The sequence below is a fragment of the Streptomyces sp. YKOK-I1 genome (assembly GCF_054660435.1).
In genome coordinates, this window is sequence record NZ_BAAGDR010000001.1 from 1,439,963 (window position 1) to 1,455,295 (window position 15,333).

Here is a 15,333-nt window from a genome sequence, read left to right on the forward strand (position 1 = left end):
CCGAGCACAGCGTTGCGGAGACGGAACCCGGCCCTGACGGCGACGGAATGCTGCCGCGCGGGTTCGCCGACGGCGGCGTCAGGGCGTCAGGCGCCAGTTCTGGATGTAGCCCACGTCGATCGACGCGTGGTCCTGGACTCGCAGCTTCCAGGTGCCGGTGAGCGGCTGGGCCGAGGCGTTGACCGTGAAGGTCTGGTCGATGCCGTCGGTGTTGTCGCCGCTGACGGTGCGCAGCGAGTAGACCGTGCCGTTCGGGCCGACGAGGTCCACGCTCAGGTCACCGCGGTACGTGTGGACGATGTTGACGTACACCGAGGTGGTGGCGGAGGCGTTGCCGTCGCGGCCGGTGATGGTGATCGGGGATTCCACGGCGGGGCCGTTGTCGGGGATGTCGACGTGGGCGGTGCTGCCGTAGGTGTTGCCGATCTGCCAGGTGAAGGTGTCCGAGGCGGAGGCACCGGTGCTGTCGGTGACCGTGACGGTGACATCACCCGCGCCGGCCTCGGTGGGCGTACCCGTGACGAGGCCGGTCGGGCTCATGCTCAGCCCGGCGGGCAGTCCGGCCGCCTCGTAGGTGAGGGCGGCGTCGGAGTTGGTGCTGTAGGCCCCCACCTGGACGCTGACGGGTTGACCGATGCCGGTGACCTGGTCGGCCACGGGTGCGATGTTGACACCCGGAGCCATCCGGCTGCCGACGTTGACGGCGGCCCAGGCGTTCGCCACGGCACGGTAGGCGGGGCTGTAGAGGCCGAACAGGTCGGTGGCGGCCGACAGGGTGGCGGTGCGGGCGCCGGCGTAGTTGGTCGCCGAGGTCATGTACGTGGTCAGGGCGCGGTACCAGACGGCGGCGGCGTTCTCCGTGCCGATTCCGGTGACGGGCAGGCCGTCGTAGGTCGGACTGTCGTAGGCGACACCGTTGACCGTCTTGGCGCCGCTGCCCTCGGCGAGCAGATAGAAGAAGTGGTTCGCGGGGCCCGAGGAGTAGTGGACGTCGAGGTTGCCCAGGTAGACGTCCCAGAAGTCCCGGGAGGAGCCGTCCTTGGAAGGCTTGTCCATGAAGCGCAGCGGGGTGCCGTTGCCGCGGATGTCGATCTTCTCGCCGACGAGGTAGTCACCGGGGTCGGCGGCGAGGTTCTCGTGGAACTCGACCGCGGCGGCGAAGATGTCGGAGGTCGCCTCGTTGAGGCCGCCGGGCTCACCGCCGTAGACGAGGTCGGCGGTGGCGGAGGTGACGCCGTGGCTCATCTCGTGGGCGGCCACGTCGAGGGCGGTCAGAGGCTTGGTGTTGCCCGAGCCGTCGCCGTACGTCATGCAGAAGCAGCTGTCGTCCCAGAAGGCGTTGACGTAGCCGTTGCCGTAGTGCGCGCGACTGTAGGCGGCGACCCCGTCGTTGCGGATGCCGTTGCGGCCGTGGACCTCCTTGAAGTAGTCCCAGGTGGCGGCGGCGCCGAACGCCACGTCGACACCGGCCGACTGACGGTCGGCGCTGGTGCCGTCGCCCCACACGTCGTCGCCGTCGGTGAAGAGCGTGCCGGTGCCGACGGTCCCCTGGTTCAGGTCGTACGTCCGGTGCCCGGCGCGGTCGCCGTCGACGAGCTGGTACGTCGATCCGGACCGGGTCGTGCCGAGCGGGACCGTGCCGCTGTACTGGCCGGTTCCCGTACCGGTCTCCACCTGCTGGGCGGCCAGGAGCTGCTTGCCCGTGGTGGCGTCGGTGACGACCTGGAGCCTGCTCGGGGTGCCGTCCTCCTGAACGCCCCCGACGACCGTGTCCCATGCCAGCACGGGCCGGCCGCCGCCGGCCCAGACGACCAGCCGGGGCTCCTTCTCGGCCCTGGAGCCCTCCACCTCGGCCTTCCTCGAAGCGGCGAGGGCCCTGCCCGTGGCCTTCGCCGCCGTCAGCTTCGCGGTGCGGGACGGGATCTCGAGCGTCGCCTCGCTGCCCTTCGTCACGGTTGTCCGACCGTCCCGGTCGTGCACGACCATGTCGCCGCCGAGGACGGGCAGCCCGCCGTAGGTGCGCTCGTAGCGCGTGTGCGTGGTGCCGTCGGCGTCCGTGATGACGTCCTTGGCGAGGAGTTTCTCCTGGGCGCCGAGCCCCAGCTCTTCGGCCGTCGCACCTGACCGGGACTGCGCGCTCTTGATCAGCGCGGCACGACGGTCGGGAGACAGGGGCGTCTGGAAGGCGCCTGCCCGGGGTGTGGCCAGGATCCTGGCGGGACCGGGACCGGGACCGGCCGGTGCGGTGTCGGCTGCTGCCGGGAGGGCGCCCAACGCCACCAGGGCACCGACGGTGGTGAGAGCGAGAACGGCCGTACCCCTGTACCCGGGGACGGGGCGATGCCGTCGGGACAACGGGGTCTCCTCTGCGCTGGCCGGCCCTGAACTCGCCGAGCAGAGTGTCAGCCCACCCACATATTTGTCATGGGCGCGACGAAAGTTCGGCCGGAAACGACCGCGCCGCGCTCGGAATCCGGGGCTTACTTGACACACGTCAGATTCACGCTAATCTGACATGTGTCAGGAGGTTCTCCGTGGTCAAGGAGACGGCATCCACCGCCACTCCATGCCGGACCGGACGGTTCCTCCACCGCGCATGCCTCGATCGTTTCCCTTGCTTGGAGTTCCGACATGTCCCAGATCACAACCGAGCCGCCGAGCGGGGCCACTGAGAGCACCCCGCCCGCCGCTGGTGCGTCGCGTCATCGCTGGTGGATCCTGACCGTGATCGGCGTGGCCCAGCTGATGGTGGTGCTGGACGCCACCATCGTGAACATCGCCCTTCCCTCCGCCCAGACCGACCTCGGCTTCTCCGACGGGGACCGCCAGTGGGTCGTCACCGCCTACGCCCTCGCCTTCGGCAGCCTCCTGCTGCTCGGCGGCCGCATCGCCGACCTCTTCGGCCGCAAGATGACCTTCCTCGTCGGACTCGTCGGCTTCGCCGGCGCCTCCGCGATCGGCGGCGCAGCCCAGAACTTCGAGATGCTGGTCACCGCCCGAGCCGTCCAGGGCCTGTTCGGCGCCCTTCTCGCGCCCGCCGCCCTGTCCCTGCTCACCGTGACCTTCACCGACGCCAAGGAGCGCGCCAAGGCCTTCGGCGTCTACGGCGCCATCGCCGGTGCCGGCGGAGCCGTCGGTCTCCTCCTCGGCGGCGTCCTGACCGAGTACCTCGACTGGCGCTGGACCCTCTACGTCAACCTCGCCTTCGCCGCGGTCGCCTTCGTCGGCGGCGCCCTCCTGCTCCAGCGCACCACCCGCGACAAGAGCGCGAAGATCGACATCCCCGGCGCGCTCCTCGTCGGCAGCGGCCTCTTCTGCCTCGTCTACGGCTTCTCCAACGCCGAGAGCCACGACTGGAGTTCCGTACAGACGTGGGGTTTCCTGGTCGCCGGTGCCGTCCTGCTCGCCGCCTTCACCGTGTGGCAGACCAAGGCCACGCACCCCCTGCTCCCCCTGCGTGTCCTGCTCGACCGCAACCGCGGAGCCTCCTTCGTCTCCGTCCTCATCATCGGGGCGGGCATGTTCGGAGTCTTCCTCTTCCTGACCTACTACCTGCAGCAGAGCCTCGGCTACACCCCCGTCAAGACCGGCCTCGCCTTCCTCCCCATGGTCGCCGGGCTGATGCTCACCTCCACCCTGTCCTCCACCGTCCTCATCCCCCGCTTCGGCCCCAAGCCGGTGGTCCCGCTGGGCATGGGCATCTCCGCCGCCGCCATGATCTGGCTCACCAACCTCGACCTCACCAGCGGCTACGCCGCCGACATCATGCCCCCGCTGATCGTCGCCGGCCTCGGCTTCGGCCTCGTCATGGCGCCGGCGATGTCCCTCGCCACCGACGGCGTGCGCACCGAGGACGCCGGCGTCGCCTCGGCCGCGGTCAACACCATGCAGCAGGTCGGCGGCTCCCTCGGCACCGCACTGCTCAACACCCTCTTCGCCAGCGCCGTCACCAACTACCTCGACGGCAGGAACCCCAAGGACCCGATGGTCCTGGCCCACGCGAGCCTGGAGGGCTACTCCACCGCGTACTGGTGGTCCGCCGCCTTCTTCGCCGCGGGCCTCGTCATCAGCGTCCTCCTGTACCGGCGCGGCGCCCCCGTCCACAACCCCGACGCCGCACCCGTCGTCCACATGTGAGACGGAGCAGGCAGTCCACCTCCCGAGCGGCGGCCCTCACCGGGCCGCCGCTCGGCCCGTTTCACCGACCGAACCCCCTTACTTGACACCCGTCAGATTCGGAGTAATCTGACAGTCGTCAGAGGCTCTCGGGCGGCACATGCCAGGCCTGCCCCCGCGATCCCCTCGGGGTCCGCCCGCACGGATCCCGTCCGATCGCGACACCCCACTTCGCGGCATCCGACGACACCTCGCGCCGACGGCCACCGCACCATCCCGGACAGGAGAGAGAGACATGACCGCATCCCCCACATCCCCCGCATCCACTGAGCCGACGGCCGGCCCGGAGGCACCACACCGTCGGCCCGGTCCTCGGAGGGAGCAGATCGCACGCCTGCTCACGGCGGGAGATCCCCTCGCCGACGCGGTCACAGCCGAGTTGGACCGCTACGGCACGGCAGCACGCCAAGCTCTGGAGACCGGTCTGAGGCGAGGCCTGGCGAGTCTGCCCGAGCGGCCTCCTGAGGCTGTCGCCGCCCTGCTCGAAGAGGTGGAGCGTGTCCCCTCCCAGGGAGACCCGCTGAAGCTTCGCCGGGGCGATGTCGTCAGCATGTCCGTGCCTCCTCTGTGGTTCGGACTCTGCTCGGTCACCGGCGCGCTCGCTCAGACCTACTCCTCCCCGGCCACCGCCCGCGTGGCGGCCCGGTCCGGCGTGTCGACGCCCGACGCCACGCGTCGCCTCGCCGGCATGGGGGTGTGGGCCCGGCAGGTCGTACGACCTGGAGGCCTGTTGCGCGGCGCCCCCGGTTACGTGGCCACCGTCGGACTCCGGCTGCGCCAGGCGCGTATGCGGGCCGCGTCCCTCACCGAATGGAACGAAGGCGCGTCCGGTCTGCCGGTCGGTCAGCTGGACCTGGCGCGGACCTGGCTCGGCTTCACCTGCACGTCCTTGCGGGCGCTGGCGGCGGTCGGCGTCGCGATCAGCACGGAGCAGGAGCACGACCTCTACGAGCACTGGTCGTACGTCGCCCGGTTGCTGGGCATCGACCAGAGCCTCCACACGGACGTGCGCGACCACGCCGACGCCTGCCGACTGCGGGACCTGCTGTGCGCCACGACAGCCGGCCCCGACGCGAACTCGACGGCGCTGACCAGTGCGCTCGTCGACGCGCAGGCCCGCGCGACGGCGGCGGCACCGGGCACGATCCTGACCGAGGCGGCCCTGCGGGACGTGCTCCATGGCGTGCTCCGACGGGCCCTCGGAGACGACACCGCGAACCGCCTGAACATCTCCGCGCCCTCGGTGTCGCGCCTGATGCCCTTGGTCAGCACCCTCGACCGACAGGCGCGTCACTGGCAGACAACGGCCCCCGTCTGCGGCCCCGGTGACGGTCCGTCTCCGCGGGAGGCCGGCTCAGGGCGGGCCGCCGTGGTCGCGCTGCCGCTCGACGTCGCCCCCGGGCCGGGCGCGAACGCCACACGCTGCGGCGTCCCGGCGGCCTGACCCCGTGTCGCCGCCCTGTGCGCCACGGTCCCGTGCCGGGTCACCGCCGGCCTCGTCGTCCACGGCCTCCGACCTTCTCGGCTCCGCCGCCTCACCCGGACCGATGTCCCCCGTGCAGGAGTACGACGATGCGTAACGCCACCCGCGCAGCCATCGGCATGACGTTCACGGTCGGCATCGGGGTCGCGCTGCTCGGGGCATCCGTCCTGCCCACCGCGGAGAGCCCGGCCCGGGACGATTTCAGGATCTGCTCCGTCGCGAACCGGGATGTCCTCGGCGCCGTGCGTCCCGCAGCCGATCCGGCCCCCGCCGGGAAGGCACTGGTCACAGTCATCCGTTGACGGCGGCGACCGCCCCGGACGGCAGGCCCCCGCGAGCTGTCGTCCTGCTGCTGGTCGCCTTCGGCGCCCCGTGGCCGTCGTGATCCGCATCGGCGACGGTGGGGCCGCTCCCCCTTGCCGGCCCCACCGGGCGCTCGGCCCGTGCCGTGCTCACCCTCTCCGGTGTCCGGACTCAGCAGCTGGCGAGCCACTTGTGGGACAGCACCTTGAGGCCGGGGCCGCCGCTGACGCCCGGGCCCTTCACGCCCTGCCCTATGCAGCCGAGATACCCCGAGTAGCCCGCTCCGGAATAGAGGCCGACCCCCTCGTACGAGGAAGAAGTCCCGTGGTTGTAGACCGACTTGACGTTGCGGTCGTCGGCCCATGAACACGTCACGGTCCCGCTGGTCCAGTCACTGTCGGCGTTGCTCCAACTGCAGCGGTTTCCCGTGTAGTTGATTTGGTCCCAGACGCACAGGCTGCCGGAAGGGCAGTCACTCGCGGCGGCTTCGGCCGAACTCGGTGCGAACAGGCCCAGAGCCGCCACCGTGGCGGCGACGACGGTCGCGCTCAGAGTCCTGCGGACGGTGCGTGTTGTGACGTTCATTCATGGTCCTTTCCCGTGAGTGATCCTTCCGGCGGAGAACACGTCTCGGGCCGGCCCCTCGGCGGTGCGTGCACGGATCGTGGAATACCGACCTTGTCCCGACCTGGCCGAAACCTTGTCCGACCGGTACGCGCCTGCTGCGCCGAATCCGCACCCCAGGTGATGAAGCCCGCGCCGTAAGCATCGCTCACCTACCGACTCAGACCACCGCACAACTTGACGCACGTCAGATTACGAGTAATCTGACGTGCGTCAGATCATCACCGGGAACCGGTCGCCGCCCGGCGCACCGCCCCCGGGACCGGTGCACCCTAACCGCCCGACCCGCGTCGAAGGCGCCGTCGTACGGCCGCAGTCGCCCTCCGCGCCGCGCGAGGGACTGCCACCGACAACCGGGCCATCACCTCGGCCACCCGCCCTGCCCGTACCCAGGAGGAGCCCCATGAACGACGTCAAGACCACCGCCCTCAGGGCGTGGAGCGAGCTCATCGGCGACAAGGACCCCTCCGCCGTCGACCGCTGGATAGCTCCCGACTACATCCAGCACAGCCCCACCGCCGGCCCGGGCCCCGAGCCTCTGCGCCAGCTCATCGCCGGCATCCCGGACGGCTTCCGCCACGAAGCCCACCGTGTCCTCGCCGACGGCAACCTCGTGGCCATCCACGGCACTTACCACGGCGTCGGCCCCGTACCGCTCGTCGCCTTCGACGTCTTTCGCTTCAACGCGGACGGCCAGGCCGCCGAGCACTGGGACGCGCTCGCTCCCCGGTCGCCCGCCACGGTCTCCGGCCGCACCCAGACCGACGGTCCCACCGAGATCACCGACCTCGACAGGACCGAGGCCAATCGCGACCTCGTCACCGCCTTCGTCAATGCCGTCCTCATCGGCGACGACCCCACCACCGCCGCCGACTACATCTCCACCGACACCTTCCACCAGCACAGCCCCGACATCGCCGACGGGCTCGACGGACTGACCGCCGCCGTCGCGAAGTGGACGGCGGAAGGCAGGACGGCCCGTTACCGCAAGCTCCATCTGGTCGTCGCCGAGGGCAACTTCGTCGTCACCCTGTCCGAGGTCGACTTCGGCGAGCCCGCCGCCTGCTACGACCTCTTCCGCGTCGCCGACGGCAAGATCGTCGAACACTGGGACGTCGTCATGCCGGTCCCGGCCCAACTCCCCCACGACAACGGCCTGTTCTGACCGGACGGCACCGCCCCCCTCGGTGTCGAGGTCCTCGCCGTCAGCGAGGACCTGGTCGCACGCGTCGCCCTCCGTCTCGACGACTCGCGCCGGTTCGTGCGTGAACGCGGAGGTGGGAGGCGACTGGTTCGACGTGGTCCCGCCGCCCGGCTCACGGGTCGGGCTGGTCGTCGGAGATGTCGTGGGGCACTGCATCCCTGTACGCCGTCTACGCCCCGGTGACCGGCACATGCACACGGGCCCCCGCGGGACACCCGCCGCCGGTCCTGCTCACCCCCGACGGAATCGCGCAGGTGGTCGACGCACCGGTCGGACCTCCGCTCGGCTACGAGCAGCTCGTCGACGGGAAGCGGCTGTCTGATGAGACAGGCCGCGACGGAGTTGACCAGTGATTCAACCTGTCTCATACACTGCTTTGGAGGACATGGACGAAAGAGGTACGACGATGCCCCCGGCCCAGGACGACCCCCGAGCCCGCCGCAGCCGCGCGGCGGCCCTGACTGCCGCCACGGAACTCCTTGTCGAGGGCGGACCCGAGGGAGTCACGCACGCCGCCGTGGCCACCCGTGCCGGTATCGGTCGGGCCACCGTCTACCGTCACTGGCCCGACCTGCAGTCCCTGCTCCTGGACACCCTGGCCGCCGACGCCCGCCCTCCGCTCAGGCTCGGCGACGGCCCGTTCCGCGACGAGCTGATCACCGGACTCCAGCAGCAGATCGAGTGGCTCAACCAGCCCGTCGCCGCCTCGGTCATCGCCGCCGTCATCGAACGCTCCGAACGGGACAAGGACGCGCGACGCATGCGCGAGGAGATGTTCGGCCGCGCCGACGAGCACCTCGTCACCCTCCTCGAAGCGGCCGTCGACCGCGGCGAACTACGGACCGGCATCCAGGACGACGCGCGCGAACTGATCTCCCGCGTCATGGGCCCGCTCCTCTTCCAGCGCTTCATGCTCGGCGCCCGACTCGACGAAGACATGACCATCCGCACGGTCGACGCGGCGCTCGCACCCTGGTTGCCGGACCCGCGAGCCCAGGGCGTCCGAGCAGGCAGTTGAGGAACATCCGCTCCACGGACCCGCTGATCAACAGGAGGGCCGACGTGCCGTGCGGGACGGAGAACGGATCAAAGCGCCCCGAGGCGTCCGGCGAGTTCCTTGGCTTCTGCGGCGGCATCCTCGAAAGCCCTCGCACGCGACTCCTCGGCGAGCGGAATCAGGTGCCGGAAGTCAGGAATGAGCGCGGCCCCGGTCAGATCCACGACGATGAATCGGGGATCCATCTCGAGGATCACCGAGAGCACTGATTCCAGGTAGTTCAGCACGTACTCGTGCGGTTCCATCGGGGTGCCCGGAGCATAGGAGCCGCCACGGCTGGACACCACGACAACGCGGACGCCCTTCACCTTCGAGTCCTGGGAGCGCGCCGTGCGCCCCATGAGAATCACGTTGTCCAACCACGCCTTGAGGGCCGAGGGGATCCCGAAGTTGTACATCGGCGCGCCGATCAGTACCGCGTCGGCGCTTTCCAGCTCCTCGACGAGCTGCAGGCGCTTCGCGAAGGCAGCGGCCTGCGCCTCGGTGTGCTCGGCCGGATCCAGCCCGCCCGCCTTGTAGGCGTCGGCGGTGATGTGCGGGATCGGATCGGCGGCGAGGTCGCGGTAGATCACCGTGCCTGTGGGGTGCTGTTCCTCCCAGGCCAGGCGGAACGCGTCGGTCACGGCACGAGAGGCGGAGGCCTCTCCCGAGAAAGCAGAGGAATCGAGGTGCAGCAAGGTCGCCATGGGTGGTCTCCGTACCGAGCGGTAAAAGCACTTCCGCCGACGACGCTAGCGCCCTGGTTACAGTAGGTACCTATAGGAAAGTAATGGCGAAGGAGGGGTGTGTGGCACAGGACACACAGCAGGCGGTGACTCGGCCGAAGACGGACGCACCCCCGGAGAACGCATGCCCCATCACTCCCGTCGTGGAGGTGCTGTTCAGCCGCTGGACGGCTCCGATCCTGTGGATGCTCCACACATTCGGACGGCAGCGTTTCAGCGAACTCGAAAGCCGCATCGCCGTGATCACTCCGAAGGTACTGACCCAGCGACTCCGGCAGTTGGAGCGTGACGGCCTCATCACCCGCACCTACCACGCCGAAGTCCCGCCGCGGGTGGAGTACGAGATCAGTGCACTGGGGCTCAGCCTGGGGAGCCTGTTCATGCACCTGAACGAGTGGGGAACCGCGCATCTGCGCGAAGTGGAGGACGCGCGCGGGCGCTACGACGCGGCCCTGCCCGGCAACCGCTGACCGCAGCTGATCCCGGTTGAGCCTTCAGAACATCCGGGGAATCCACTCACGCGGTCCCCGGGATCAGTTCGGTGCGCTCGAACTCCATGACGGGAAGGCCCTGTTCAGGAGTGGCGACGGCCCGTACGACCGTCACCCGCGCTCCGACGGCCAGCATCAGCGGCGAGACGCCGGTGAACTCGCAGAGCACGTTGAAGCCCTCCTGCATCGTCACGGACACCGTGTTCCGATGAGCCGGACCGTACAGGCGGACGACGACCCCCACGCCGGTACTGCGTTCCGTGGTGAATTCCGCGGAACCGCAGGTCCGGCAGAACGAGCGGCGGTAGGACGCCGTGCCGCACCAGAGGCAACGCTCGAACAGGAGGCCACGGCAGTCGGAGGGGTTGGGCGTCGCGCGTTCACCGGCGGAGATCATGCCGGTCGTGGCTCCCCGTGCCGCCCCTCGCCCAGGTCGACGACGAACTTGCCGAGCGCGGTGCGCTTCTCGACGGCACGGAGCGTATCCGCCACGTCGGTGAGCGAGCAGGTCGCCTGGACGACCGGTCGGAACTCTCCCGAGACGATGTACGGCAGCATCTGCGCCCACTGTTCGGCGAGGTGGCCGGGGTTCAGCCGTACGTACTCCGCCCATGCCACGCCGAGCACACCGGAGTTGCCGAGCAGGAGCCGGTTGGTGCGCACGGTGGCGATGTCACCGGAGGCGAAGCCGAGCACCAGGAGTCTGCCCTCCGGTGCGAGGGACCGGACCGAGTCGGTGAACCTGTCTCCGCCGACCGGGTCGACGACCAGGTCGACGCCGTGCCCCCCGGTCAGTGTCCGGACGGCCTCGCGGAAGCCGTCCGGGGACACGACCTCGTCGGCGCCGCAGCGACGGGCGAGTTCGGCCTTGGCGTCGCTGGAGGCGACTGCGATGACCCGGGCTCCCCCCGCCCGGGCGACCTGCACCGCGGCGGTCCCGAGCCCGCCGGCGGCGCCGTGGACCAGCACCGTCTGTCCCGGCCGCAGTCCACCGCGCCGGCCGAGTGCGAAGTGCGCCGTGCAGTGGTTGACGACGAGCGCGGCGCCGGTCACGAAGTCGGTCCCGTCCGGGAGCGGCACGACATGGGCCGGGTCGACGGAGACGACCTCGGCGAAGCCGCCGAAGGTGAGGAAGGCCGCGACCCGGTCTCCGGGGCGGAAGGCGGAGCCGGCCGGGGCGTCGAGCACGACGCCCGCCACCTCCAGGCCGGGGGCGAAGGGCAGTTCGGGCTTGACCTGGTAGAGCCCTCGGGTGACGAGGAGGTCGGGGAAGGTGACGCCGGCGGCCCGTACCGAGATACGCACCGCATCCGCGTCGTACGGGGGTTCGTCGACCTCCCGTACGACCAGTGCGTCGGGGCCTTCGTACGCCGTGACCAGCGCCGCGCGCATGGTCCGGGCGGGTGCGCTCATCGGGCGGTCTCCTCTCGCCGGAGTTCGAGTTCCTTGATGCGGGCGCGCTCGGCGCGCCGCTTGCGCTTCCTGGCCGTCCACGAGGACAGCCCCACGGCGATGAAGAGCACGGCGCCGTTGAACACCGGCTCGACCCACAGCGCCACGCCGATCTGCTGGAGGCCGGCCACGGCGACCCCGACGACGTACACCGCGACCAGGGTGCCGACGATGTTGAAGCGTCCCGGGGTGATCGCCGTGGCGCCGAGGAAGGCACCGGCGAAGGCCGGGATGAGCAGGGCGTTGCCGGTGTCGGGGGTGGCGGCCCCGATGCTCGCGCCGAGGAGGACCCCGCCCACCCCCGCGAGCAGGGACACGCCGACGAAGGTCAGCATGATGTACCGGCCTGCCGGGATGCCGGAGAGTTCGGCGGCCCGCCGGTTGCTGCCCGTGGCGTAGAGGCGACGGCCCAGCGGCATCCGGTTCATGACGACCGCGAGCGCCAAGACGGTCACCGCCGCGTAGACCACCGGCAGTTTGAGTCCGAGGAGTTCGCTGCGCGAGAGGTCGGTGAGTGCCGTGGGGGCGGCGCCGTAGACGCTCTCACCCTTGGAATAGGCCAGTGTGGCACCGCTGACGATGCTTCCACTGGCCAGTGTGGCGATGAAGGAGTTGATGCCGAACCGGGTGATCGCGATTCCGTTGGCGAGGCCGACGAGGGCCGACATCACCAGGGCCGCCGCGATCGCCGCCACGACCGGTACGCCGTGCTGGAGCACCAGGCCGACCGTCAGCATCTGCGAGAAGCCGAACGTCGACGCCACCGAGAGGTCGAACTCGCCGACGACCAGCGGCAGGGTGACGGCCATCGCCAGGAAGACGACGGTGACCTGGTTGTTGAGCACGGCCCGGAAGTTGTCGAGCGTTCCGAACGAGTCGGGTCGCGCCACGGAGAAGCCGACGAGCATGACGACGAGCACGCCGACGAGCGAGTACGCGCCCAGTCCGTCGGGGCCCGTCAGGCGGCGCCGCGGAGCCGGCGCCTCGCCCGGGGGAGGGTCTGCGGGGGCGGGGGACGCGGAGGGCGTGGAGGAGGACATGGCATGCTGGGTCGTCATCGTGGCTGTCCTTCGCGTGAGCCGTTCGTCAGGGCGGTGAGCTCGTCGAGGGTGAGGTCGTCGCACCGGCGCTCGGCGACGACCTCGCCGTAGCGCATCACGAGGACCCGGTCGCTGAGCTTCAGCGTCTCCTCCAGGTCCGAGCTGGTCAGAAGCACCGACATGCCGGTGTCGCGGGCCGCGCGGACGCGGGTGTAGAGGTCCTCGCGGGCGCCGATGTCGACGCCGACGGTCGGCTCGGCCAGGACGAGCAGCCGGGGTTCGGTCGCCAGCCACTTGGCCAGCAGCACCTTCTGCATGTTGCCGCCGCTCAGTGTCGACAGTGTGGTCTCCGGGTCGGCGGGGCGGACTCCGCTCTCCGTCAGCAGGGCTGCGGCGTGCCGTGCTTCCGCCTTGCGGCCGAGCCGCTCGTTGGACACCGGTGTGCGTCCGTCGAGGTAGAGGTTCTCGCGTGCGGTGAGGTCGACGGCGAGCCCGTCGCGCACCCGGTCCGGTGGGACGTAGGCCACCCGGTCCGAGCGGTAGCGGGGCCGGGCCGCCGGGCGGTAGGGCGATCCGTCGAGGAGCAGTTCGCCCCCGTCGGCGCCGGCGGCGCCCGCGACGATCTCGCCCACCAGCAGATGCCCGGAGTCGGGCAGACCTGTCACTCCGACGACCTCGCCGGGTGCGACGTCGAACGTCAGGGGGACGAGCCGTTCGTGGCGGATGCCGCGGACGCGCAGGCGTGGGGTGGTGGAGGCCGGGAGTTCGGGCCGGTCGTGCCGGTCGGTGGTGACGTCCTGTCCGACGACCAGCGCGGCCAGTTCTCGGCCGGTCAGGCCGGCCGCCGGGCGGCTGGCGACGACGGCGCCGTCACGCAGGACCGTGACGTGGTCACAGATCGCCAGGCACTCGTCGAGGGCGTGGCTGATCAGGACGCAGGCGACGCCCTGGGCGGCGAGGCCGCGGATCCGGTCGTAGAGGAGCCGCGCGTCGACCGCGCCGAGGTTCGCCGTCGGCTCGTCGAGGATCAGCACGCTCGCGCGCTGGGCGAGCGCCCGGGCGATCGCCACGAGGGTCTGCTCGGCGATCGGCAGATCGGAGACGAGGGTGCCGACGTCGGTGCGCAGACCGACGCGGTCGAGGGAGGACTGCGCGAGCTCGCGCAGCGCGGCCTGGTCGATGAGGCGGCGCCGCCGTGGGAAGCCCACGACGAGCGCGATGTTCTCGGCGATGGTGAGGCCCGGGCACAGGGCGCGGTCCTGGTGGATGATCGCCAGTCCGAGTGCCGCGGCGGCGGCCGGCCGGTGGTGGGGCGGCAGTGTCACCCCGCCGATCGTGACGGTGCCGGCGTCCTGGGGTACGGCGCCTGAGACGATCTTGACCAGGGTCGACTTGCCCGCGCCGTTGGCCCCGAGCAGTCCGTGGACCTCCCCGCGGCCGACCCGGAGGTCCGCGTCGGCCAGGGCGACCTCGCCGCCGTAGACCTTGGTCACTCCGGTCACCTGCAGCGCGGGGGCGGCGGCGTCTCCCATCTCAGGAGACCCCCCAGATCTTCCTGTACTCGGCGGCGAAGTCGACGATGCCGCTCCACTTGTCGATGTCGGTGTCGGCCGGAACGGTCGCCTTGTCGAAGGTCACCACACCGAGACCGGTCTTGTCCCCGGCGAGATACGGCTGCTTGGCCAGCCCGCGCACGACCTGGTCGACGGCCGCCCAGCCCGCCCAGGCCGGGGAGGCTCCGGCGTTGTAGAGGATCTGACCGCTCTTGAGCGCGTCGAGCCCGGCGGAGTCGGCGTCCTTGACGAGGATCTTGACCTGGTCCGACTTGCCCGCCGAGGCGACCGCCTGCACGACCGCCGGCAGCCCGACGGAGTAGGGGACCGTCAGGGTCGTCGCGGTCGGGTTCTTGGCCAGGGCCCCCGCGATGATCGCGTTGACCTTGGTGGGGTCCGCCGCATCGGTGATCTTCCAGCTCACGTCGGTGGTCCGGCATCCCGAGCAGGTCGCCATGACCTTCTTGTACTGGCCCATCGCCTCGATGAGCGAGGGCGCGGACGGATCGGTGAGCACGATCGAGTTGGCCTTGCCGTCGGTGCGTGCGATCTCCGCGTACGCCAGCAGCGACTCCATCAGCGGCATCCGGAACGACACGTACGCGTCGTACAGCTCGCCGGACTTGGGCTGGGTGTCGCCGTTGACGACCGTGACGATCCCCTTGGATCTGGCCTCGGCGAGCTTGTCGCCGACCGCGAGGGTCGGGACCGCTATGCCGATGATCGCGTCGGGCTTGCGGCTCATGGCGGTGTCGAACGCCTGGGAGTATCCCTGGGGTGTGCCGCCGCCGTCGATGATGTCGGCGGTCCAGCCGAGGGCCTTGGCCGCCGCGACGACGCCGTTGGCGGAGGCGACGCAGGCGGCGGCTCCCTTGGTGCAGACGATGACCTGGATGTCGGCCTTGGCGGCCGGCTTCGGCGCGGTCTTCGGCCCGTTCCAGGTGGTGTAGGGGGTGATCTGGTCGGGCGCGGTCGGGAAATCGCCGGCGCTGTAGGAGAACTTGCCCATGGTGCTCGTGACGAGGTCCGCCGCCTTCTTCGCCAGGCTGCTGGTCGCGGACTTGTCGAGGTCGGTGGACGTGCTCGTGCTCGATCCCGAGGAGCAGGCGGTGAGCAGGACGGCCGCCGCGGAAACGACGCCGCCGAGAACCAGGCGGCCGGTACGTCGGGCGGTGTGCCGTCGGGGCAGGGATGGTGCGTTCATGCGATCTCCTCCTTGAGATCC

15 protein-coding genes are annotated in these 15,333 nt (G+C 70.5%); 7 read left to right on the top strand and 8 right to left on the bottom strand.

Translation table 11 applies throughout. The annotated features are described in order from the left end of the window. Nucleotides 1-78: 78 nt before the first annotated feature. Nucleotides 79-2,355 carry a M4 family metallopeptidase gene (locus tag ACYQ8Q_RS05870; protein ID WP_460062560.1) on the bottom strand — a complete coding sequence of 759 codons (2,277 nt, stop codon included), beginning with the start codon at nt 2,353-2,355 and terminating at the stop codon, nt 79-81. Between the two features lie 276 nt (nt 2,356-2,631). Here ACYQ8Q_RS05870 and ACYQ8Q_RS05875 point away from each other — a divergent pair, with 276 nt between their 5' ends. The 3 genes from ACYQ8Q_RS05875 to ACYQ8Q_RS05885 all read left to right on the top strand — a co-directional run bounded on the left by ACYQ8Q_RS05875 (nt 2,632) and on the right by ACYQ8Q_RS05885 (nt 5,961). Then, on the top strand, nt 2,632-4,137 hold the full coding sequence (locus ACYQ8Q_RS05875; RefSeq protein WP_460062561.1) for an MFS transporter: 1,506 nt from the start codon (nt 2,632-2,634) through the stop codon (nt 4,135-4,137). Between the two features lie 274 nt (nt 4,138-4,411). Continuing rightward, nucleotides 4,412-5,620, top strand: coding sequence for an oxygenase MpaB family protein (locus tag ACYQ8Q_RS05880; protein ID WP_460062563.1), 1,209 nt, complete (start codon nt 4,412-4,414; stop codon nt 5,618-5,620). Between the two features lie 128 nt (nt 5,621-5,748). Beyond that, a complete protein-coding gene (locus ACYQ8Q_RS05885; RefSeq protein WP_460062564.1) occupies nt 5,749-5,961 on the top strand; it encodes a hypothetical protein in 213 nt (70 codons plus the stop codon). A 172-nt stretch (nt 5,962-6,133) separates the two neighbouring features. Here the strand turns inward: ACYQ8Q_RS05885 and ACYQ8Q_RS05890 are convergent, their stop codons facing one another. Next, nucleotides 6,134-6,547, bottom strand: coding sequence for a peptidase inhibitor family I36 protein (locus ACYQ8Q_RS05890; protein WP_460062565.1), 414 nt, complete (start codon nt 6,545-6,547; stop codon nt 6,134-6,136). 442 nt (nt 6,548-6,989) lie between these two features. Between ACYQ8Q_RS05890 and ACYQ8Q_RS05895 the strand changes: the two genes are divergently transcribed. The 3 genes from ACYQ8Q_RS05895 (at nt 6,990) to ACYQ8Q_RS05905 (ending at nt 8,808) form a co-directional block, all read left to right on the top strand. Next, nucleotides 6,990-7,751 (top strand): nuclear transport factor 2 family protein, encoded by a 762-nt coding sequence (locus tag ACYQ8Q_RS05895; protein WP_460062566.1) that lies wholly within the window; start codon nt 6,990-6,992, stop codon nt 7,749-7,751. 176 nt (nt 7,752-7,927) lie between these two features. Continuing rightward, nucleotides 7,928-8,143 (top strand): SpoIIE family protein phosphatase, encoded by a 216-nt coding sequence (locus ACYQ8Q_RS05900; protein ID WP_460062567.1) that lies wholly within the window; start codon nt 7,928-7,930, stop codon nt 8,141-8,143. A 32-nt stretch (nt 8,144-8,175) separates the two neighbouring features. Further along, entirely contained in the window at nt 8,176-8,808 is a 633-nt protein-coding gene (locus ACYQ8Q_RS05905; protein WP_460062569.1) for a TetR/AcrR family transcriptional regulator, read from the top strand. Between the two features lie 68 nt (nt 8,809-8,876). Here ACYQ8Q_RS05905 and ACYQ8Q_RS05910 read toward each other — a convergent pair whose 3' ends face one another. Continuing rightward, the gene (locus tag ACYQ8Q_RS05910; RefSeq protein ID WP_460062570.1) at nt 8,877-9,533 is read right to left on the bottom strand and encodes an FMN-dependent NADH-azoreductase; all 657 of its coding nucleotides are present in this window, start codon (nt 9,531-9,533) and stop codon (nt 8,877-8,879) included. An 83-nt stretch (nt 9,534-9,616) separates the two neighbouring features. Between ACYQ8Q_RS05910 and ACYQ8Q_RS05915 the strand changes: the two genes are divergently transcribed. Then, a complete protein-coding gene (locus tag ACYQ8Q_RS05915) occupies nt 9,617-10,042 on the top strand; it encodes a winged helix-turn-helix transcriptional regulator (RefSeq protein WP_460062571.1) in 426 nt (141 codons plus the stop codon). 46 nt (nt 10,043-10,088) lie between these two features. Here the strand turns inward: ACYQ8Q_RS05915 and ACYQ8Q_RS05920 are convergent, their stop codons facing one another. Genes ACYQ8Q_RS05920 through ACYQ8Q_RS05940 form a run of 5 tightly spaced genes read right to left on the bottom strand, consistent with a single transcriptional unit; the run spans nt 10,089 to nt 15,312 of the window. Further along, nucleotides 10,089-10,460 (bottom strand): zinc ribbon domain-containing protein, encoded by a 372-nt coding sequence (locus ACYQ8Q_RS05920; RefSeq protein WP_460062573.1) that lies wholly within the window; start codon nt 10,458-10,460, stop codon nt 10,089-10,091. Next, nucleotides 10,457-11,476, bottom strand: coding sequence for an NADPH:quinone oxidoreductase family protein (locus tag ACYQ8Q_RS05925; RefSeq protein WP_460062574.1), 1,020 nt, complete (start codon nt 11,474-11,476; stop codon nt 10,457-10,459). The genes ACYQ8Q_RS05920 and ACYQ8Q_RS05925 overlap by 4 nt, the downstream gene beginning before the upstream one ends. Continuing rightward, on the bottom strand, nt 11,473-12,573 hold the full coding sequence (locus ACYQ8Q_RS05930; protein ID WP_460062575.1) for an ABC transporter permease: 1,101 nt from the start codon (nt 12,571-12,573) through the stop codon (nt 11,473-11,475). The genes ACYQ8Q_RS05925 and ACYQ8Q_RS05930 overlap by 4 nt, the downstream gene beginning before the upstream one ends. Then, nucleotides 12,570-14,087 carry a sugar ABC transporter ATP-binding protein gene (locus ACYQ8Q_RS05935; protein WP_460062576.1) on the bottom strand — a complete coding sequence of 506 codons (1,518 nt, stop codon included), beginning with the start codon at nt 14,085-14,087 and terminating at the stop codon, nt 12,570-12,572. Before ACYQ8Q_RS05935 ends, ACYQ8Q_RS05930 begins: the two co-directional genes overlap by 4 nt. A 1-nt stretch (nt 14,088) precedes the next feature. Beyond that, nucleotides 14,089-15,312, bottom strand: a complete 1,224-nt coding sequence (locus ACYQ8Q_RS05940) for a sugar ABC transporter substrate-binding protein (protein ID WP_460062577.1) — start codon at nt 15,310-15,312, stop codon at nt 14,089-14,091. Nucleotides 15,313-15,333 lie beyond the last annotated feature (21 nt).

Bases quoted from the DNA above. Each gene is read 5' to 3' on its own strand.
- ACYQ8Q_RS05875 (WP_460062561.1), top strand. From the start codon at position 2,632: ATGTCCCAGATCACAACCGAGCCGCCGAGCGGGGCCACTGAGAGCACC.
- ACYQ8Q_RS05880 (WP_460062563.1), top strand. From the start codon at position 4,412: ATGACCGCATCCCCCACATCCCCCGCATCCACTGAGCCGACGGCCGGC.
- ACYQ8Q_RS05885 (WP_460062564.1), top strand. From the start codon at position 5,749: ATGCGTAACGCCACCCGCGCAGCCATCGGCATGACGTTCACGGTCGGC.
- ACYQ8Q_RS05890 (WP_460062565.1), bottom strand. From the start codon at position 6,547: ATGAACGTCACAACACGCACCGTCCGCAGGACTCTGAGCGCGACCGTC.
- ACYQ8Q_RS05895 (WP_460062566.1), top strand. From the start codon at position 6,990: ATGAACGACGTCAAGACCACCGCCCTCAGGGCGTGGAGCGAGCTCATC.
- ACYQ8Q_RS05900 (WP_460062567.1), top strand. From the start codon at position 7,928: ATGTCGTGGGGCACTGCATCCCTGTACGCCGTCTACGCCCCGGTGACC.
- ACYQ8Q_RS05905 (WP_460062569.1), top strand. From the start codon at position 8,176: ATGGACGAAAGAGGTACGACGATGCCCCCGGCCCAGGACGACCCCCGA.
- ACYQ8Q_RS05910 (WP_460062570.1), bottom strand. From the start codon at position 9,533: ATGGCGACCTTGCTGCACCTCGATTCCTCTGCTTTCTCGGGAGAGGCC.
- ACYQ8Q_RS05915 (WP_460062571.1), top strand. From the start codon at position 9,617: ATGGCGAAGGAGGGGTGTGTGGCACAGGACACACAGCAGGCGGTGACT.
- ACYQ8Q_RS05920 (WP_460062573.1), bottom strand. From the start codon at position 10,460: ATGATCTCCGCCGGTGAACGCGCGACGCCCAACCCCTCCGACTGCCGT.
- ACYQ8Q_RS05925 (WP_460062574.1), bottom strand. From the start codon at position 11,476: ATGAGCGCACCCGCCCGGACCATGCGCGCGGCGCTGGTCACGGCGTAC.
- ACYQ8Q_RS05930 (WP_460062575.1), bottom strand. From the start codon at position 12,573: ATGACGACCCAGCATGCCATGTCCTCCTCCACGCCCTCCGCGTCCCCC.
- ACYQ8Q_RS05935 (WP_460062576.1), bottom strand. From the start codon at position 14,087: ATGGGAGACGCCGCCGCCCCCGCGCTGCAGGTGACCGGAGTGACCAAG.
- ACYQ8Q_RS05940 (WP_460062577.1), bottom strand. From the start codon at position 15,312: ATGAACGCACCATCCCTGCCCCGACGGCACACCGCCCGACGTACCGGC.